Genomic DNA, 19,666 nt, shown 5'->3' with positions numbered 1-19,666 from the left:
TATTTTTATGCTTTTCAATTTGCACCTAAAGCCTAGCAAGAAACCCTAGGTGATGAAACGGCTAAATAGTTAAAGTTTTTGTCACTTTTACGCTCTTAATTGCGATTAGTGATGGAAAAGTTATGGGAAAATTGTGTAATGTTAGCCTATAAGTAATAAGCAGATGCTTTTAATGATAATCTGAGTAACAGGGAGTCTGACAATGAAGTCAGCGTTTAAAGTTTTTACCTCATATTTATTTTTGCTTTTTATTGTCGCCTGTAGCGGCGGGGGAAATGTCACAGACGGTGGATCCGGTGGTACACCGACGCCGCCAACTATCTCTATTGCTTTATCTATCGATAATACGCAGATCTCAGTAGCGGAACCTGCGATGATCACCGCTAAGGTGAAAGATTCAACCGGAGCCGCAGTCAGTACCCTAGTATCGTTTAGCTTGAACAATGATACCTACGGTACCTTCTCTCCAGGTACGGGGGAAGTGGCGACCGATGCTGATGGTATTGCTAAGGTGCGCTTGGATACGGCTGCTATCAATACTGGCGCGACTATTATTGCGACGACCAGCTCTGGCGAGAGTGCATCGCTCAATGTCACCATGGTGGGTGATGGCGGCGAAGCCGGCGGTGGAGCACAAGTTTCTGTATCACTTACCGACAGTACCGGTAATCCAATTCAATCGATCAGTATTCTTGAGCCCGGTAAGATCACCGCTACGGTAACCGGCATCACTAAGCCGACAATCGTGACCTTTGCGACGACGATTGGCGACCTACCTATCAAGACCGCGGTGACCGATTCTGAAGGTAAGGCTACGGTGGACATCTATGCTGGTAGCTCTTTAGGGGCGGGTGAAGTAACCGCGAGTCTATCTACCAATGAGGTGGGAAAGACTATCGTTGTGGTTGGTGCAACCAATGTAGTGATGGGAAGCGGCGATCCTTTTGTCCAAGGAAAAGCTGAGATCAGTACCGCAACTCTCTCAGCTGGTGGTACTGCAACGATTTCCGTGCTTATTCAAGATGATAAAGGTAATCCTTTCACTCAACCTGTAGATGTTAACTTCTCTTCAACCTGCGCGACTAAGAATCCTGCTCAGGCCGAGATTAGCTCGCCAGTCTCTTCGAGCAATGGTGTTGCTACTTCAACCTACCGTGCGCAAGGTTGTGTGGGTGAAGATCAGATTAACGTCACGGCCAACGCAGGTGGAATTAGTCTATCTTCAACGGGCACACTAACTGTCCTGCAAGCAGATGTTGGCAGTATCGTATTTGAATCGGCAACGCCGCAGAATATCGCAATTTTGGGTACGGGCGGCATAGAGTCTTCTGTCGTTAAATTTAAAGTGCTGGATAAGAACAGTAACCCTGTTCCAAATCAAAACGTTTTGTTTTCACTTAACACAAAAGTAGGCGGCGTAGATATCTCGCCTCTGCAGGCAACTACTAATAACGAGGGTATCGTTCAGACGGTCGTTACTACGGGTACGGTAGCCACTTCGCTACGCGTTACCGCGACCGTTGATAATGGTGCGGTACCGGCCATTTCGAGCCAGTCGAGCCAGTTGATTGTCTCTACCGGCATTCCTGATCAAGACAGTTTCTCACTGTCGGCATCTGTGCTCAATGCTGAAGGTTGGGACGAAGATGGTACTAAAGTAGTGGTTACGGCGCGTATGGCCGATGCCTTCAACAACCCTGTTCCCGATGGGACGACGGTTTCATTTACTACCGAAGGTGGTTCAATCGAAGATGCCTGTCAGACGGTCAATGGTGCCTGTTCGGTGACCTGGACCAGTCAGTTACCACGTCCTGAAGGTGAGACTATTATCTCTGGCGCAGGAGAGATGATTCGTAATCCAAGTGCGGCTTTGATCTATTATTCGACGCTTGGGGTATACGGTAACGTTTATGGTCAGAAGTATGGTGGTCGCGCCACAGTTACGGCTACGGCTATCGGTGAAGAGTCTTTCCCAGATCTCAACGGTAATGGTCGTTTCGATGCCTCGGAGATGGCAGAGTTTACCAATGGTAAAGATGTAACAGGTCAGTCATTCGATCTGACCGATGCCTATAACGATTACAACGAAGATGGTTTATTCAATCCGCAGCAATCAGGTGGGCAAATTGGCGGTACTCTCGAAGAGTTAATCGATTTTAATGCCAATGGTGTCTTCGAGGCTAAAGATGGTAAATACAACGGTGTATTGTGTTCAGACCCTGTCCATGCAGGCTGCGCAGATGGTGTAAATGATTCGAAATCTCTCTATGTGCGCCGTAGTTTGGTAATTGTCATGTCGGGTAGTACGGCTTATGGGACTGCACCTGACGACATCCTGATTAGCGATAAAGATGGCGATCATTACGGTGGCAGTATCAGTATAGTAGGAAAGGGGGCAGCAAATGTTTCCTTTACTATCTCGGATCTGCATAACCAGCAGATGCCTGCAGGTTCTAAGGTTCGCTTTAAGACGAGTGCCGGTTCTGTAGTAAGCAGTGCTGAATATGTTTGGCCTAGCTCCAACTATAATGGTGGCCGTGAGTTTACCGTCACGCTTAAGGGTGAAGATGAACCAAACACGGGTGTGTTTATCGTTGAAGTAGAAACGCCAGGTGGTCTAACTACACAAGTAGTTTCTATCGGTGTAAGTATTCTTTAGAATAATTGTCCTCCAATAAAAAAGACGCCTGATGGCGTCTTTTTTATTGGATTAACTACTTCGCGACTCAGTTATGAGAATTGTTAGTTGAAAACAAAAAGCCATCTTTTCAGATGGCTTTTTCAGCTTTAACTTTGTAGTTAAAATCTATTTCTGGAACTGATACACGCTGCCGAGCTTCATTAGCTGTGTCAGTTCGTCCAGCGCGGTGCGCGATTCGACGATGAGCTGAGGATCGGCGAGATCGTCGATGGCAAGCTCATCACGATAGTGTCTATCCACCCAGAGGTTAAGTCTGTTAAACAGCTTATCGTTCATCAGGGTGTTTGGGTTGACGGCAGCAAGTTCTGTTTCGTTCATGGCGACACGCAGTCGTAGACAGGCGGGGCCGCCGCCATTTTGCATGCTCTGTTTCACATCGAAATAGTGCACCTGTTTGACAGGTGTGCCCAAGGTCACAAGTTCGTTAAGGTAGGCATATACCGCCTCATTTTCCTGACAGTTTGTCGGCGCAATGATCGCCATCTCACCATTTGGTAGGGTGACTATCTGGGTGTTGAACAGGTAGCTCTTCACTGCATCCTGAATGCCGACTTTAGCGGTAGGAACTTCAATAAAATGCAGTTCATGACCGTTGAACTTACCTTGGAGCTCGGCCAGTTTCTTTTGCGTATCCACAAAGGCCTGCTCGTGGTAGAAGAGCACATTCTGGTTACCCACGGCGATCACATCGTTGTGGAAAACGCCTTGGTCAATGACATCAGGGTTTTGCTGGATAAAGACACTGCTCTCATCATCAAGCTGATGCAGACGGGCGATAGCCTGTGAGGCTTCTAGTGTCTGTCTTGCAGGGTACTTCTTTGGTTTTGGCGCGTTAGGGTTAGTCGCTTCCTGGCCGTAGACGAAGAGTTCGATACCGGCATGACCGTATTCGCTGCAAAGACGAGTGTGGTTAGCAGCACCTTCGTCGCCAAAACTTACGTGTTCGGGCAGATGCTGATGGTGATGGAAGTAGCGCGAATTATTAAAAGTGGCGGCCAGTATGTTACCTGTGGTCACAGGCTCTATGCTGCGATGGAGTTTGTCTACCAGGTTTGCCGGGGTGAAATGGATTTTGCCGTCATGGGTATCTGCACTTGGTGAGACGGTTGCGGCATTGGCCGTCCACATGCTAGAAGCACTGCAGCAGGCTCTGAGGAGCGCAGGGGCTTGTTTAGCGGCTTTATCTAGTACTTCAGCATCGGTACCAGAAAAACCAATTCGACGCAGTGTGTGAAGATCTGGGCGCTCCTGAGGGGCAAGCATCCCTTGGGCCAAGCCTAAATCGGCGAGGGCCTTGGCTTTCTTGAGGCCTTGTTTCGCAGCCGCCTTAGGGCTGGATATTGCGGCGGCGTTATTTAAAGAAGCCACATTACCGTATGACAGGCCCGCATAATTATGAGTCGGTCCGACGAGTCCATCAAAATTCGCTTCGTAATGCTTCATTGCATATCCTTCAAGTTATTATTGCTTTAATAGGGCGTCAACACTGGGCAGAGGTGGCGCCGTAATTCGTTGAATTTGTGCTCCAGTATACTTGAGCTTTGGGGCATAACAAGCTAGGAGGATGGGGCCTTATCTGTGATATTGGCTCAGAAATGCATAAGTATTACTTGCTAGTTGGGGAATAATGAAATATTAGTTTTTAATTACGCAATATTATTTTTCACATTTTTTCAAAAACGGTTAAAAATTGGCTCGCCGTAACAAATAAAACAGGGATTAGCTTGAAACTATTGATACAACCCTCTATATATGGAGCCAATTTACAGAATTTTGAGACTTTTTGGCGCAGATCATTCTATGGGTAAATCGCTAGTTATTGTCGAATCACCGGCCAAAGCCAAGACTATTAACAAATATCTCGGCAAAGATTACATCGTAAAATCGAGTGTGGGTCACATCCGTGATCTCCCTACCTCATCCTCCAGTGACGCCAGTTCGTCGACTAAATCGCCCGCCGAAGTGCGCAAGATGTCCCCCGAAGAGAAGGCTAAATATAAGGCAGAGAAAGCGAAGAAAGCCCTGGTTGCGCGGATGGGCGTCGATCCAGAGCGAGGCTGGAAGGCCAAGTATCAGACCTTGCCTGGCAAAGAAAAAGTCGTCAAAGAATTACAGTCACTTGCTGAAAATGCAGATCATATCTTCCTCGCAACCGATTTGGATAGAGAGGGGGAGGCAATTGCATGGCATCTTCAAGAAGTGATTGGTGGGGATCCTGAGCGCTACCAGCGCGTGGTCTTTAACGAGATCACCAAGAGCGCGATTCAAGAGGCGTTCAGCCATCCGTCGCAGCTCAACACCAATATGGTTAATGCCCAGCAGGCGAGACGTTTCCTCGACCGCGTGGTGGGTTTCATGGTATCCCCCCTGTTGTGGAAGAAAGTGGCCCGTGGCCTCTCCGCAGGGCGTGTGCAATCGGTAGCGACGCGTTTGGTGGTCGAGCGTGAAGGCGAGATCAAGGCGTTCGTACCAGAAGAGTTCTGGGACATTCATGCCGAGCTGACGACCCTCGCTAACGAAGGGCTCAAGATGCAGGTGGCTAAGTTTAAGGGGGATAACTTTAACCCTGTAAACGAAGCTCAGGCCATGGTGGCGGTTAACGCACTAAAAGACAGTAAGTACCAAGTTACTAGCCGTGAAGTCAAAGCGACTTCTAGTAAGCCATCGGCGCCCTTTATCACCTCGACCCTTCAGCAGGCGGCCAGTACCCGTCTTGGCTTTGGGGTGAAGAAGACCATGATGATGGCTCAGCGTCTCTATGAAGCGGGTCATATCACCTATATGCGTACCGACTCGACCAATTTGAGTCAGGAAGCCCTCGACAGTGTGCGTGACATGATCGGCAATGAGTATGGCGATAAGTACTTGCCCGATGCACCGATCCGTTATGGCAGCAAAGAGGGGGCCCAGGAGGCTCACGAAGCGATCCGTCCGTCCGATGTGAACGTCAGTGCCAGCAGCCTTAGCGATATGGAAAGAGATGCCCAGCGTCTCTATGAGTTGATCTGGCGCCAATTCGTTGCCTGTCAGATGACCCCAGCCAAATATGATGCGACGCGTCTGACTGTCACCGCAGGGGATTACGAACTCAAGGCCAGTGGCCGTACCCTTAAGTTTGATGGTTGGACTCGGGTTCAGACCGCGCTTAAGAAGAAAAACGAGGAAGACAACACCCTGCCGATGGTTGCCGAAGGTGATGTGCTCGCATTAGAAGAGTTGTTACCTAAGCAGCATTTCACTAAACCACCGGCGCGTTATAGCGAAGCATCACTGGTGAAAGAGCTTGAGAAGCGTGGCATTGGTCGCCCATCGACCTATGCGACCATTATCTCGACCATTCAAGACCGTGGCTATGTGAAGGTCGAGAATCGTCGTTTCTACGCCGAGAAGATGGGTGAGATTGTTAGCGAGAGCCTCATCGGCAGCTTCGAAGAGCTGATGAGTTACGACTTCACCGCCGGCATGGAACAGACCCTGGATAACGTGGCCCAGGGCCAGCTCGAATGGAAGAAGGTGCTGGATAACTTCTACAAAGGGCTGACCGCTCAGCTTGAAAAGGCCGAGCTACCGCCGGAAGAGGGCGGCATGCGCCCTAATGAGATGGTGCTGACCGATATCGCTTGCCCGACCTGTGGACGCCCAATGGGCATTCGCACCGGTACTACCGGCGTGTTCCTGGGTTGTTCAGGTTATGCCTTGCCGCCGAAAGAGCGCTGTAAGACGACCATGAACCTGACGCCGGGTGAAGAGGCCGTCAGCGAGAACAGCGAAGATGCCGAAACCGATGCACTGCGCGCCAAGCACAGATGTGATGTTTGCGGCACGGCGATGGATAGCTATCTTATCGATGAGAAACGCAAGCTGCATGTGTGTGGTAATAACCCCATCTGCGGTGGCTACGAGGTCGAGCAGGGGCAGTTTAAGATCAAGGGGTACGAAGGGCCGATTATCGAATGCGACCGCTGCGGCAACGATATGGAGCTGAAGAATGGCCGCTTCGGTAAGTATTTTGGTTGTACCAACAGCGAGTGTAAGAATACGCGTAAACTGTTGAAAAATGGTGAAGTGGCGCCGCCAAAGGAAGACCCGATCCACCTGCCAGAGCTGAAATGCACCAAGTCTGATGGCTATTTCGTGCTCAGAGACGGCGCCGCAGGCATCTTCCTGGCTGCGAGCACCTTCCCTAAATCCCGCGAAACCCGCGCGCCTTTAGTGGAAGAGTTGGTGAAGTACCGTGAGCTCTTATGGCCTAAGTATCAATATCTGGCCGATGCCCCTGTGACGGATGATGACGGTAATAAGGCAGTAGTGCGCTTTAGCCGTAAGACCAAGGAGCAGTATGTGGCAACCGAAATCGATGGTAAGGCGACCGGTTGGACGGCCAAGTTTGTCGGCGGTAAGTGGGTCAGCGAAGCCAAGACTAAGCCAAAAGCGAAGAAGAAAGCCTAACTGACAGACTGTCAATTATCTAAGAAGGGCCCTAACTGAGTTAGGGCTTTTTTATTGGGACAAATATTAGTGGTTCATAATCTGTTGTATTAGGCTAATATAGATAAGATTACCTTGCTAATCATTCAACTAGCTGGGTTTCACCGCAGAGGTTTCGACGGACTTAGGGTTATAAATGGAGCGTAAAATGAAAACACTGATCATGGCAGCAGGACTTGGGATCTTAAGCTTAAACGCCTATTCGGCCGATTGGCAGGTGAGTAACCAGGGCTCACGGGTTAACTTTATCTCAATCAAGAAGGGTGATATTGCTGAGGTGCATCATTTTACTCAGGTCTCGGGCCAGCTTAGCGACGCCGGGGCCTTTAGCCTGTTTATTCCGCTTAACAGTGTGGTCACCAATGTGGAGATCCGCGATCAGCGCATGAAAGAGATATTGTTCGAAACCGCTCAGTATCCGAGCGTCGAATTAACTGCCAGTCTCGACGGACAGGCGATCGACAAAGCCAGCGTCGGCACCATAATGTCGATGAGTGTCGATGCTAAGGTGAGTCTGCATGGTAAGACCCAGACTCTTCCTGTGATGGTGAGTGTGGCCAAGGTGGCCGGTAATAAGTTGATGGTGGCCAGTGAGGCGCCGCTGGTGGTCAATGCCGGTGACTTCGGCCTGACACCTGGGGTTGAGAAGCTCAGAGAAATAGCCGGTCTGCCAGCCATCAGCAAGGCGGTACCGGTTTCTTTCGTGTTAACCTTAATGCGATAGAAAAACGTGCACTAACAACAAGATTGGATACTCGATTTATATCATAATGGCGGTAGAAACTGGATATTGAGCATGGGCTATACCATGCTCATATATAAGTCGTGTGTTTAGGGTAAAAAATGGTTACTGATAAAGACGGATACATACATCTAATACAATATCTTACCGAGCATCTAGGCCTGTTTGAGGCCTCCGAAGCCGGTGGGGTAGCGGGTGACACCGTCATGGAGTTGTTTGAAGAGCAGTTGGCGGCGCAGATCATCATGGTGTGTGGCCAAAATCCTTCCTTAACCTTTGCCGAACGCAACATGGTGATCCGCGAAGTCGACGCCATCGTCTATGACTTAGAAGAGATCTTAGCCAAGGTGGCTAACCACAATGCCACCCAAGAGCAGACCCTGTTTATTACCGAGTTTTCGGGACTGATCAAAAATCTGTTCGATCAAGAAATTGCCAAGATGCAAGCTTAGGTTTTGCAATCCGAAACAGGTGTTTACAACTCACTTCTTGAGAATGTCAGCCTTTATTCCTACTGTTAGCATAAGTGCGAAATTGGGAAGTTTGTGTGCATGTCTGCAACCTCTATCAGTAAACAACATTTTGTTATCTATGCGGTACTCGTGTTGTTTTGGGTCATATTTCAGATCTTTAGTGCTAACGCCTTGGCGTTTGGCTGGGGGTTCATTCCGTTTGTCATCTCCTTGCCCTTTGTGCCCTTCATCTTGGTCTGGTTGGGAGTGCAGTTTGTGCGCCATTACAGGTACATACGATTAGGACCCAACATCAGCGAGCACCTGGTGCACTGTGTCTGTACCTGTACGCTATTTTGTCTCTTCGTCTATCATTTTGTTTATTAGTTCAAAAGGAGTGGTTGATGATAGAACTACTGTCGGGATTTCATCATGATACTGTGGCGGTCAAAGCCAGAGGCGTGCTCTCTCGAGCCGACTATGATCAGACCTTGGTTCCGGCGATAGAAACCAAGTTGCTAGATCACTCAACCATTAAGCTCTGGTATGAATTTAGTGAAGAATTTGAAGGGGTTTCTGTTGAAACCTTGTGGGATGATGCCAAATTAGGATTCTTTCATTTGACGGACTTTTCCAGAGTCGCCATCATCACAGATAGTGAGTGGGTGGCCAACACTGCCAAAGTGATGGCCTATATGGCGCCCTGTCCGGTGAAGGTATTTGCCCGGCAAGCGGCGGATGAGGCGCTGCGCTGGCTGGGTGAGAGTTCGCCGGATTAAGATTGTAGATAGGCCGACACTCAGTCGGCTTCGTTTCATTGGGTTTAGGATATTTTTTATGATTAGAATGTTGACCTTGAGCATGTTGACCTTGAGAATGTCGAGCCTTAAAGCGTTGACCAAAGCATTAACGTTAGTGGCGCTATTTCTGCTGGCGCCTGCCTATGGCGACGATAAAGCCGTCATTGGCCAGACGGCCATGATGACGGTCGATGAAGCCGGGCTCGTCTATCAGGCCCGCATCGATACCGGCGCAGGTAATACGTCTTTGCATGCCTTCGACCTTGAGATCCAAGGGGGCAGCGCCAAGAAGATGGCTGACAACGTGGGTAAGACCATCTGGTTTACCACAGAAAACGCCGCAGGTGAGCGTAAGCGCCTTAGCGCCAAGATAGTTAAAACCTCCACCGTCAGCAATTCTCAGGGTACTGAGACACGTTACATGGTGGAGATGCACGTCGGTTTTGCCGGTGAAACCCGCAAGGTCAAGGTAAACCTTAGAGACAGGGGCCACATGGATTATAAGCTGCTGATCGGCCGTAACTGGCTAAAAGGCAAGTATGTGGTGGATGTGTCTGAAAAGCGGGTGATAGGTGCTAGGGCCCCCATCAGCATTCTGGAAACTGGCCTGCTGTTTGATACCCGTATCGATACCGGCGCGGTAGAAAATTCGCTGCACGCGGTGGATCTCAAGGTGGAAAATGGCGTCGAAGATATGGAGCAGAATGTCGGTAAGATGCTCGCTTTCACCACGGAAAACGAGAAAGGTGAAACAAAACGTGTCCATGCCCGTATCGTCGAAACCTCGCTTATTCGCAATGCCCAGGGCAGTGAGGTGCGCTACATGGTGGAACTTAATGTGGGTGAGCCGGGCAGGGAGTATAAGGTCAAGGTGAACCTGAGAGACCGTACAAAGATGACCAACAAGCTCTTGATAGGCCGTAACTGGTTGCAGGGCCACTACCTGGTCGACGTCGCGAAGTAACCTGTCAGACACGGCAGACAAAAATTGTCCCCGGAAGTGGCTACCTCCGGGGATTTTTTTATGCCTTATCGAGATGTAACTCGCATACCAGCTCGGTAAACTGGGCGCTCTGGCTGGTGATGGTGAGTCTGCCGTTGAAGTGGGCCTTGAGCCACTGATTGATATGGATGAGGGAGCCTTGTCCCTTGCCATTGCTGTCAAGTGCTTGAGTGAGTTTCTCCAGCCGAGCTTGGCCAATTCCTAGGCCGTTGTCTCTCAGGGTCAGCGTGAGCACACCCTCTTGATAGTGAATACCTATGCTCAGCTGTTTCGGTCGATTGAGCGCCTGAGCGTCGGGAAAGGCATGTTGCAGGCTGTTGCCGAGCAATCTGTGGCAGAGCACCAGAAAATGCCAAGGTGAGATGGGCAGTGTCAGGTGATGGGGACAGTCTATCTCCACCGCTACGCCCTTGGCGTCGAGCTGAGGCCTTAACATCGCCACCAGGTCTTGTAAGAAGAGGTCGGCAACAGTGGCGCGAACATCTGTGATGTCTGCACTGATCAAGGTTTGACCATGACGTATGATGTCTATCTGGGAAGTCAGGGCCTCGGTAAATTTGGCAAGATGAGGCTCTTCGATATCGGCTGCATCTAACTGACGCAGCATGATAAAGATCTGCTCTAGCGCTTGCAGCTCCTGGCGGAGTAACTGATGAACTACTTGAGGCAAGATAGCCTGCTGGGCCAGCTCTATCTGTTTAAGCTGCGCCAGCCCCTTGGGATCTATCCCTTCTTTTACCACGGCTTGTGGCTTGGCATCTAAGGCCTGTTTTAGCTCTGTGTTTCTTGCCCCTTGTAGCTTGATGGTTTGCTCCAGCTCTGCCTGTTTGGCCTTGAGGCTGCTGATATCTACCGCCATGGCACCCAGGGCGATGATGTTGCCATCCTTGTCTTTGATTGGGTACTTAGTGATCAGGTAGATGCGCTCACCATGCACGGTCGGCATGGGCTGCTCGAAGCTCTGGGCCTGATCGCTATCTAAGATGATGTGGTCATGATGATTGATGATCTCGGCGATATGCGCCGGATAGAGGTCGATGTCGCGCATGCCGATGACCCGGGCTCGCTCTATGCCCATTACCTCGCAAAACTTATCGTTGACCAAGGAGTAACAGCCATGGGTGTCCTTGATGCAGATGAGGTTTTGTGAGGCGTTGAGCAGGGAGTTGATCAACTCCTTCTTATTTTCCAGCTCCTGCTGCGCCAGTTGTTGCATCGCCAGTTGCTGCTCCAGCGCTAGGTTGCTGGCATCGAGACTGGCATAGGCGATCTCCAGCTGATTGCTGCGGGCGATAAAGGCCTTGGCCAGTTGGCCCACCTCGTCGTGGCGCTTGTTGGCATCGAGCTCCAACCTGCCCAGGTTACCGCTTTGCAGCGCCGAGACGATCTGGAAGATTGGCCGGATAAAGAGCTTGTGCTGAAAGATAAACAGAATGAGCAGGGCGATAAGCTGCGCCAGTAACAGAAACGCGCCTATCTTCAGCGCGATGGCGTTGGCCTGGGATGCGAGGCTCGACAGCGGCGTTACCAGGATGATCTTCCACTGGGTCTGGGCCATGGTGAGGATCGACACCAGCACGGGCTCGTTAAATAGGGGATCGCTACTTAGCTCCAGGGTCACTATGGGCGTCTTGCCATGGCTTCCCCTGATTGAGGCATTGATGAGTGTGGTTAAGCGCTCTCGCTCCTCCCTAGGCGTCTGTACCAGCACTTTCTCGAGCTGTTCCGGGCGATAGGCCGGGCTGGTCATTATCTGCTGACTAAAGGTCTGGTCCATCGTCTCTATGCGTTTGGCGATGGGGGCGAGCTGCGGGTAGTGCTGAATAAGTCTAGAGAGCGGCTGACCGAGCATGGCGGTCTGCTGCTCATCAGACTCGTCGAAAGGATCTGCCAGCAGATTGTTGTAGCTGTCCAGCGCCAGTATATATCCCTTCGACAGGGGATTCTGATCGGAAAAATTAAAGCGTTTATCCAGGCCGCGCAGGGCGATGTCGACCGTGGCCACGCCGATAAAGCTGTGGTTGGCGCGCATGGGGACAGAGGCGGTGATCATCACCTCCTTGGTGTAGGGGTCGACATAGGACTTAGACCAGTGGGTATGGCCGTCTTGGAAATATTTCGCCGGCAGGTACCAGAAGGCCTGATGATAACCTGGGCCTTCCGCGCTGTTGTAGTTGTCCAAGTATTGAAACTCATCATGCTTGTCCCGCGCCCAGAAGAAGCTGTTACGCGTCTTCTGTTTACCAAACATGCCGGGCTCGGGCCAGATCCCGCCGCCAGCGATCAGCTGATGGCGCTCGCCAATATCCAGCAGGGAAGGGATCAGTTCTTTGACCACTTCATCCTGACCACGATAGGTTTCGCCCACTATGCCTATGGTGTTCGCTAGTGTCTCGATTTTGGAGGTGACCTGTTGCAGCTGTTCTATGACCGCCAGGCCATAGTTCTGGCTCAGCGAGAGCTGGGTGTCCATGTGATGTTTCTTCTCGGTTGAGAAGATCAACCAGATGCTTGAGGCGATGATCAGGACCGCGACCACAAATTGGACTATGGTGAATTTAAAGGTAAGGCTGTTTTTCCACTGGGTGTTTAATGAGCCGGCCTCGTCTTTCTCATTGGCGACCATAGGGGCTTGTGATCCATTCATGCATTAGTGATAGCTCAAGATTAAATCAAAATGCGACAGGATTAAACTCTTATGAAGTCGGCTTAGGGTGACGAGTTGCCTCCCTAAGCCGTTAAAGTGAATAGCTTTTAGTGACTAGAACATTAGTGACTAGACTTTCAGTCCAACCAATAGCTGATCCAACTGCTCGGCGGTGGCGTGCAGTTCGTCGCAGCCTGAGACAGACTGGTTGGCGGACTGTTCCACGTCATGAGACTGATTGCGGATCTCCATCAGGTTGGTGGCGATCTCGTTGGCGACCGCCGATTGCTCCTCGGCCGAGGTGGCGATCAGCACGCTCATCTCGTATACCCGCTCGCTGTGATGGGCGATGGCCTTGAGATCCTCACCTGTCTCCAGCACATGCTGCTTGCCGTCCTGGGCCTTCTCGACCGTGCGTTTCATCACCTGGGTGAGCGCCTGAGAGCCTGTCTGCAAGGCCTCGATCATCGACTTGATCTCGACCGTGGCGGCCTGGGTGCGTCCCGCTAGGGTTCTGACCTCATCGGCGACCACGGCAAAGCCGCGACCCTGTTCACCGGCGCGGGCTGCTTCGATGGCGGCGTTAAGCGCCAATAGGTTGGTCTGCTCTGAGATGGCGTTGATGGTGGTGACCACCTCGTCGATCTTGGCGGCGTTGTCGTTCAGGGTATTCACCGCCGTCGAGGCGTCGCCAATTTCGTTGGCAAGATCTCCAATCGCCTCGACCGTGATGGCGATATCTTTCGAGCCCGCCTCAACCTGTTGGTTGGCCTCTTGGGTCTCGTTAGAAGATTGCTCGGCGTTGCGGGCCACCTCTTTCACCGCGGCGGTCATCTCCTCCATTGCCGTGGCCAGTGAATCCAGATGCTGACGCTGCTCGGCGGCCAGAGTTTGTCCCTCTTGGGCCGTCTGTCTGAAGGCCTGCACTACGGTGCGGATCTGGCTGCTGGCCTGAGTCATGCGGCTCACCAGCTGATGCTGACGCTCGACGAGTGTGTCTATGCTCACCGCCAAGATGCTGAACTCATCTTTTACCTCGAAGAAGTTCAGTCGTCCGGTGAGATCGCCATCGGCCGCGCGTTTAAGTGCCATCACGTTGGTGTAGAGGGCGCCGCCGACGAAGGTGGAGATATAGTAACTGCTGATCAAGATGACAAAGATAAGCGCCACCAGGCTGATAATGACCACGCTCTGGGCAGAGCTCAGTACCTGGTCGAGATCTGTCACCTCTGTCTTGGCAACCAGGTTAGCGCTTGAGGCGCGGCTATGGGCAGTCAGACTATCACCTTGCATTAAGGTGCCACCACCGGCCTGTACCAGGCGGCTCGCCTTGGCGTTGAGGGACGATTGTGTATCGGCAAAGCCGGCACTGACCAGTTCCTGCTTAAAGCTCGCCGCCTTGTCATCAGGCACGTACTTAAGGCTCAGGTCGATAAGCTCCACCATCTTCTGGGCGTCAGCCAATGCACTCTGCTGGTGACTCTGCTTAATCTGGCTATTGAACTGCCCATAGAGGATATAGGAAAGCCCCATGAGGGTGATGATGGGGATGATGGCCAGAATGGTAAATTTGGTTTTCAGGGTCATATGGATAAGATACTGATCTATCCATCGAAACTTTACTTCTCTCATAGCTTTTCTCTGCCGCCTGGGGATGATCTCGTTATCGGATCGCAAAGTGATTACTTAACGAGAATTTTGCCTCAGGGCGTTTGTTTGTTGTTTATTTGTACTGGGATTTTATCGTTATTGTTAAATAAGGTACGGCTCAAGTGTACATGCTTGCTGTGATCGCGGCGAATCAAAATTACATTTTGGGATGGCTTTTTAGCCTATCTGAGTTTGATGCTTAGCCAGCTTGGCCTTTTCTCACGGATTTCGTTAGAAAAATACCAAATAAGCCCTAGTCAAACGTCTTATGGTCACGTAAAATTTGTCTCTTTTTCTAATTTCGTAAAGATTAAATAGTCAGCATATAGAAAGTCTTGGCTCTCAGCGTGAGGGCGGGCGTACTGGAAGAGATGATGTCAGAGTTAACAGAAATCGTAGAACAGGCCTTACAGGCAATCGAAGGGACAGATGATCTGAAAGCCCTCGATGACCTTCGTGTCGATTACCTGGGTAAGAAGGGTAAGATCACCGACATGATGAAGATGATGGGTAAGCTGAGTCCTGAGGAGAAGCCGGCCTTTGGTCAGGCGGTCAACCAGGCGAAGCAAGCGGTACAGCAAAAGCTGTCTGAGCGTATCGAAGGCTTAAAGGCTCAGGAGCTCGAAGCTAAGCTGAGCGCCGAAAGCATCGACGTGACCCTACCAGGCCGTCGCATCGACAATGGTGGCCTGCATCCTGTGACCCGTACCATCGAACGTATCGAAACCTTCTTTGGTGAGCTGGGATTCAGCGTAAAGCAGGGGCCAGAGATCGAGGACGATTTCCATAACTTCGATGCGCTCAACATTTCTGAGCATCATCCGGCACGTGCCGATCACGATACCTTCTACTTTAATCCTAAGCTGATGCTGCGTACCCAAACCTCGGGCGTGCAGATCCGCACCATGGAAACGGAAAAGCCGCCGCTGCGTATCATCTCTCCGGGCCGCGTTTACCGTAACGACTATGACCAGACCCACACGCCTATGTTCCATCAGGTTGAAGGTCTGTTTGTCGATGAAAATGTTAACTTCGCGGAGTTGAAAGGGATCTTGCATGATTTCCTACGTAACTTCTTCGAAGAAGATCTACAAGTACGCTTCCGTCCCTCTTACTTCCCATTTACAGAGCCTTCAGCCGAAGTGGATGTGATGGGTAAAAACGGCAAGTGGTTAGAAGTCTTGGGTTGCGGCATGGTTCACCCTAATGTCCTGCGCAGCGTTGGCATCGACCCTGAGAAGTACCAAGGTTTCGCCTTCGGTATGGGGGTAGAGCGTCTCTCTATGTTGCGTTATGGGGTTAATGACCTGCGTTCATTCTTCGAAAACGACCTACGTTTTCTTAAGCAATTCAAATAACGGAGCGAGTAAATAATGAAATTCAGTGAGTCTTGGCTTCGTGAGTGGGTCAATCCAAGTATTAGCCGTGACGATTTGTCACATCAGATCACCATGGCGGGCCTGGAAGTCGACGGTGTCGACCCGGTAGCCGGTGATTTTTCAGGCGTGATTGTGGGTGAGGTGGTCGAGTGTGGCCAGCACCCAGACGCCGACAAGCTACGTGTAACTAAGATTAATGTCGGTCAGGATGAGTTGATCGATATCGTCTGCGGCGCGCCAAACTGCCGTCTGGGCCTGAAAGTGGCCGTGGCCATGGTTGGCGCGGTATTGCCGGGCGACTTTAAGATCAAGAAGGCCAAGCTACGCGGTCAGCCATCATTTGGCATGCTCTGCTCCTACGGCGAACTGGGTATCGACATCGAGAGCGATGGCATTATCGAGCTGCCGCTCGATGCGCCTATCGGTCAAGACGTACGTGAGTATCTGGACCTTAATGATGCGGTGATCGATGTCGATCTGACCGCTAACCGCGCCGACTGTCTCGGTATGGTGGGTCTGGCCCGCGAAGTGGGTGTGCTTAACCGTCAAGCGGTTGTTGCCCCGACATGGGAAGCGGTCACCCCTAGCATCGAAGATGCTATCGAGATCGACAATCAGGCCCCTAACGCCTGTCCACGCTACCTGGGTCGTGTGGTGAAAAACGTTAACGTTAAGGCGCAGTCGCCACTCTGGATGCAGGAAAAACTGCGTCGCAGCGGCATTCGCTCTATCGATCCTATCGTCGACATCACCAACTATGTGTTGATCGAGTTCGGTCAGCCGATGCACGCCTTCGACTTGGCGAAAATCGACGGCAAGATCCAGATCCGTCTGGGTGATGGTGAGGAGAAGCTGACTCTGCTCGATGGCAACGAAATTACCGTACCAAACGATACTCTGGTTATCGCCGATAACAGCCAACCTCTGGCCTTGGCCGGTGTGTTCGGTGGCGAGTACTCGGGTGTGACCGGTGAGACACAAGATATCCTGCTGGAGTGCGCCTTCTTCGCGCCGCTGGCGATCATGGGTAAATCACGTCGTCTTGGCCTGCACACAGACTCGTCACATCGCTTCGAGCGTGGCGTCGACCCTGAGCTACAACATAAGGTGATCGACCGTGCGACGCGTTTGGTGCTAGAGATCTGTGGCGGCGAAGCCGGCCCTGTGGTTGAGTCTAAGGCCGACGAGCATCTGCCTCAGCCTGCCAACATACTGTTGCGTCGCAGCAAGCTAGATCGCGTGCTCGGCCATCATATTGCAGATGCCGATGTCACCGAGATCCTTGAGCGTCTTGGCTTTGGCGTGTCACGTGTGGATGACAACTGGCAGGTTGTTACTGCGACTTACCGTTTCGATATGGCGATCGAAGAAGATCTTATCGAAGAGGTTGCCCGTATCTATGGCTACAACAACATTCCGAATGTTGCCCCTGTAGCAGCCCTGAGCATGCCTCTACACAAAGAGTCAGATATCGACCTTAAGCGCGTACGCGCCATGATGGTAGCCCGTGGCTTCCAGGAAGCCGTGACCTACAGTTTCGTCGATCCTAAGCTGCAGCAGCTGGTGCATCCGGGCAGCGATGCCATGGTGCTGCCAAACCCTATCTCGGTAGAGATGTCGGCCATGCGCTTGTCTATGTTCACCGGTCTGTTGACTGCCGTGGGCTACAACCAGAGCCGCCAGCAAAACCGCGTTCGCCTGTTTGAAACCGGGTTGCGTTTCGTGCCAGATGCCGAGGCCGAATCGGGTGTGCGTCAGCAGGCTATGCTAGGTGCCGTCATTGCCGGTAACCAAAACGACGAACATTGGTCGATGGAATCAAAAACTGTAGACTTTTTCGACCTTAAGGGCGATCTGGAAGCCATTATCGGCTTGACAGTTTCAGAGGATGAATTTACTTTTAAAAAAGCATCTCATCCGGCGCTTCATCCGGGGCAATGTGCTGAAATCTTAAGAAATGATCGTGTGATTGGTGTCATTGGTGCCGTCCATCCGAGCCTGGAAAAGCCTTTCGGCTTAAATGGTAAAACCATCGTATTCGAGCTCGAATTAGACGCCTTATTGCACGCAAGTTTGCCGCAAGCCCAGACTGTGTCTAAGTTTCCAGCAAACCGACGTGACATTGCCATCCTGGTTGATGAAGATGTCTCGGCAGGAAATGTTGTAAATTTGATAAGAAAAGTTGGCGAAAATCAGTTGGTTGGCTTAAACTTGTTCGATGTATACCAAGGTAAAGGTGTTGAACCAGGTAAAAAGAGTCTGGCGATTGCACTTACACTACAAGACAACGCTCGTACACTTGAAGAGAAAGAAATTGCTGAAATGGTAGAAAAGGTAGTTTCTGAACTCAAGACCGAGTTCAACGCACTGTTGAGGGATTAAAAGTATGGCACTTACCAAAGCCGAAATGGCAGAACATCTTTTTGAAACGCTTGGCATTAACAAGCGAGTTGCGAAAGAGATGGTTGAGGCATTTTTCGAAGAAATTCGTCAAGCCCTCGAGAACGGTGAGCAGGTCAAGTTATCTGGCTTTGGCAACTTTGACCTAAGGGACAAAAATCAAAGACCGGGTCGCAACCCTAAAACAGGCGAGGATATCCCGATTTCTGCTCGCCGCGTGGTGACTTTCCGTCCAGGACAGAAACTTAAGAGTCGTGTTGAAGAGGCTAACGCCGGTAAATAATCCGACTTAATACATAAAGAAGGCCACTCCTTGAGTGGCTTTTTCTGTTTCTTCTGAACTGGTTATCTGTTGTTTATGCCTGTGTGGTCACAGGCGCTGGATGAGTAAGAGGTTGTACTCTTGTCTAGAAAACCTAAGTATTTCGATCGTCGCTTTCGCGCCGAGTTATTACATCCTAAGCATTGGCCCACCTGGTTTGCCATATGGCTGTTGGTGTTTTTCGGCCTTATGCCCGCCTGGCTGAGGGATCCGATAGCGCGCCTGCTAGCGCGTCTGGTGAAGAAGATCGCCAAGAAGCCCCTCAGGGTGGCCAGGGCAAACCTGGAGACCTGTTTCCCGGAGAAATCAAAGGCCGAGATCGATAAGCTACTCGATGAGAATATCGAGAATTTCGTGTTGATCCTGTTGGCGCAGTCAGAGCTGCTGCTGCGCTCAGATGCTAATCTGCGTCGCCGGGTTCAGCTTGAAGGCTTCGAGCATGTGCAGCGCGCCCGTGATGCAGGTCAGCCGGTGATCTTCATCATGCCCCATGTATGGGGCATAGAGTACGCCGGGCTCAGGTTGAACCTGGAGCTGCCCATGGTGACCATGGCCAAGGCCCATCGTAACAAGCTGTTTGACTGGTTCAATAACCGCATGCGCAGCTCCAAGGGCGGCAATGTTTATATGCGTGAGGCAGGTATACGTGCGCTCCTGTCTGAGCTGAAAAACGATAACAGCTTCTTCTATCTGCCAGACGAAGACCTAGGCCCTGAGAAGAGTGTCTTCGCGCCATTTCTAGGCACGGTTAAGGCCACTCTGCCCGTGGTGGGGCGCCTTGCCTCGGCCGGTAATGCTCAGGTGATGCCGGTGAAGATTGGCTATGATCAGCAAAAGCGTCAGTATCTGCTGACGGTACTGCCGCCCATCTCACCCGAAGAGATGCAGGGTAAGGAGAATGAGGCCTTAGCATTAAACCGCGCGGTGGAGCAGGTGATTAACGCCTATCCCGAGCAATATATGTGGTTCCTCAAACTCCTGCGTACCCGTCCGCCGGGCGAAGCCTCTATCTACTAGCTTTTAAAGTTAGCGCTTTAAAGTTAGCATTAGAGTTAGGGATAAGATTACGCTGAAGCAGATAG

At 51.1% G+C, this 19,666-nt stretch carries 13 protein-coding genes; 10 read left to right on the top strand and 3 right to left on the bottom strand.

Going from position 1 to position 19,666, the window contains the following annotated elements; translation table 11 throughout:
* Positions 1–202: 202 nt before the first annotated feature.
* Positions 203–2,659 (top strand): Ig-like domain-containing protein, encoded by a 2,457-nt coding sequence (locus tag K0I63_RS11530; RefSeq protein ID WP_220081131.1) that lies wholly within the window; start codon positions 203–205, stop codon positions 2,657–2,659.
* Between the two features lie 147 nt (positions 2,660–2,806).
* Here the strand turns inward: K0I63_RS11530 and astB are convergent, their stop codons facing one another.
* Positions 2,807–4,144 carry an N-succinylarginine dihydrolase gene (gene astB / locus K0I63_RS11525; protein ID WP_220081130.1) on the bottom strand — a complete coding sequence of 446 codons (1,338 nt, stop codon included), beginning with the start codon at positions 4,142–4,144 and terminating at the stop codon, positions 2,807–2,809.
* A gap of 357 nt (positions 4,145–4,501) precedes the next feature.
* Here astB and topA point away from each other — a divergent pair, with 357 nt between their 5' ends.
* From topA to K0I63_RS11500, 5 genes are all read left to right on the top strand, one after another.
* The gene (gene topA / locus K0I63_RS11520; RefSeq protein ID WP_220081129.1) at positions 4,502–7,150 is read left to right on the top strand and encodes a type I DNA topoisomerase; all 2,649 of its coding nucleotides are present in this window, start codon (positions 4,502–4,504) and stop codon (positions 7,148–7,150) included.
* A 187-nt stretch (positions 7,151–7,337) separates the two neighbouring features.
* Positions 7,338–7,913, top strand: coding sequence for a YceI family protein (locus K0I63_RS11515; protein WP_258406854.1), 576 nt, complete (start codon positions 7,338–7,340; stop codon positions 7,911–7,913).
* A gap of 119 nt (positions 7,914–8,032) precedes the next feature.
* Positions 8,033–8,383 carry a DUF3802 family protein gene (locus tag K0I63_RS11510; protein ID WP_011866020.1) on the top strand — a complete coding sequence of 117 codons (351 nt, stop codon included), beginning with the start codon at positions 8,033–8,035 and terminating at the stop codon, positions 8,381–8,383.
* 404 nt (positions 8,384–8,787) lie between these two features.
* Entirely contained in the window at positions 8,788–9,162 is a 375-nt protein-coding gene (locus tag K0I63_RS11505; protein ID WP_220081127.1) for a SpoIIAA family protein, read from the top strand.
* 58 nt (positions 9,163–9,220) lie between these two features.
* Complete coding sequence (locus K0I63_RS11500; protein ID WP_220081126.1) at positions 9,221–10,147, top strand: putative ATP-dependent zinc protease; 927 nt, start codon at positions 9,221–9,223, stop codon at positions 10,145–10,147.
* Positions 10,148–10,205: 58 nt separating this feature from the next.
* Here K0I63_RS11500 and K0I63_RS11495 read toward each other — a convergent pair whose 3' ends face one another.
* Together K0I63_RS11495 and K0I63_RS11490 are read right to left on the bottom strand one after the other, a co-directional pair.
* The gene (locus K0I63_RS11495) at positions 10,206–12,833 is read right to left on the bottom strand and encodes a PAS domain-containing protein (RefSeq protein ID WP_220081125.1); all 2,628 of its coding nucleotides are present in this window, start codon (positions 12,831–12,833) and stop codon (positions 10,206–10,208) included.
* A 129-nt stretch (positions 12,834–12,962) separates the two neighbouring features.
* A complete protein-coding gene (locus K0I63_RS11490) occupies positions 12,963–14,465 on the bottom strand; it encodes a methyl-accepting chemotaxis protein (protein ID WP_220081124.1) in 1,503 nt (500 codons plus the stop codon).
* A gap of 392 nt (positions 14,466–14,857) precedes the next feature.
* Between K0I63_RS11490 and pheS the strand changes: the two genes are divergently transcribed.
* The 4 genes from pheS (at position 14,858) to lpxM (ending at position 19,601) form a co-directional block, all read left to right on the top strand.
* Positions 14,858–15,841 carry a phenylalanine--tRNA ligase subunit alpha gene (pheS, locus tag K0I63_RS11485; RefSeq protein ID WP_041407220.1) on the top strand — a complete coding sequence of 328 codons (984 nt, stop codon included), beginning with the start codon at positions 14,858–14,860 and terminating at the stop codon, positions 15,839–15,841.
* A gap of 15 nt (positions 15,842–15,856) precedes the next feature.
* Complete coding sequence (gene pheT, locus K0I63_RS11480; RefSeq protein WP_220081123.1) at positions 15,857–18,244, top strand: phenylalanine--tRNA ligase subunit beta; 2,388 nt, start codon at positions 15,857–15,859, stop codon at positions 18,242–18,244.
* A 4-nt stretch (positions 18,245–18,248) separates the two neighbouring features.
* A complete protein-coding gene (gene ihfA / locus K0I63_RS11475) occupies positions 18,249–18,545 on the top strand; it encodes an integration host factor subunit alpha (RefSeq protein ID WP_011866012.1) in 297 nt (98 codons plus the stop codon).
* Between the two features lie 120 nt (positions 18,546–18,665).
* Positions 18,666–19,601 (top strand): lauroyl-Kdo(2)-lipid IV(A) myristoyltransferase, encoded by a 936-nt coding sequence (gene lpxM / locus K0I63_RS11470; protein WP_220081122.1) that lies wholly within the window; start codon positions 18,666–18,668, stop codon positions 19,599–19,601.
* The last annotated feature ends 65 nt before the right edge of the window (positions 19,602–19,666 follow it).

The sequence above is a fragment of the Shewanella rhizosphaerae genome (assembly GCF_019457655.1).
GTDB classification, from domain to species: Bacteria; Pseudomonadota; Gammaproteobacteria; order Enterobacterales; family Shewanellaceae; genus Shewanella; species Shewanella loihica.
This window is presented reverse-complemented; position numbering and strand designations above follow the sequence as displayed.

Bases quoted from the DNA above. Each gene is read 5' to 3' on its own strand.
- K0I63_RS11530 (WP_220081131.1), top strand. From the start codon at position 203: ATGAAGTCAGCGTTTAAAGTTTTTACCTCATATTTATTTTTGCTTTTT.
- astB (WP_220081130.1), bottom strand. From the start codon at position 4,144: ATGAAGCATTACGAAGCGAATTTTGATGGACTCGTCGGACCGACTCAT.
- topA (WP_220081129.1), top strand. From the start codon at position 4,502: ATGGGTAAATCGCTAGTTATTGTCGAATCACCGGCCAAAGCCAAGACT.
- K0I63_RS11515 (WP_258406854.1), top strand. From the start codon at position 7,338: ATGAAAACACTGATCATGGCAGCAGGACTTGGGATCTTAAGCTTAAAC.
- K0I63_RS11510 (WP_011866020.1), top strand. From the start codon at position 8,033: ATGGTTACTGATAAAGACGGATACATACATCTAATACAATATCTTACC.
- K0I63_RS11505 (WP_220081127.1), top strand. From the start codon at position 8,788: ATGATAGAACTACTGTCGGGATTTCATCATGATACTGTGGCGGTCAAA.
- K0I63_RS11500 (WP_220081126.1), top strand. From the start codon at position 9,221: ATGATTAGAATGTTGACCTTGAGCATGTTGACCTTGAGAATGTCGAGC.
- K0I63_RS11495 (WP_220081125.1), bottom strand. From the start codon at position 12,833: ATGAATGGATCACAAGCCCCTATGGTCGCCAATGAGAAAGACGAGGCC.
- K0I63_RS11490 (WP_220081124.1), bottom strand. From the start codon at position 14,465: ATGAGAGAAGTAAAGTTTCGATGGATAGATCAGTATCTTATCCATATG.
- pheS (WP_041407220.1), top strand. From the start codon at position 14,858: ATGTCAGAGTTAACAGAAATCGTAGAACAGGCCTTACAGGCAATCGAA.
- pheT (WP_220081123.1), top strand. From the start codon at position 15,857: ATGAAATTCAGTGAGTCTTGGCTTCGTGAGTGGGTCAATCCAAGTATT.
- ihfA (WP_011866012.1), top strand. From the start codon at position 18,249: ATGGCACTTACCAAAGCCGAAATGGCAGAACATCTTTTTGAAACGCTT.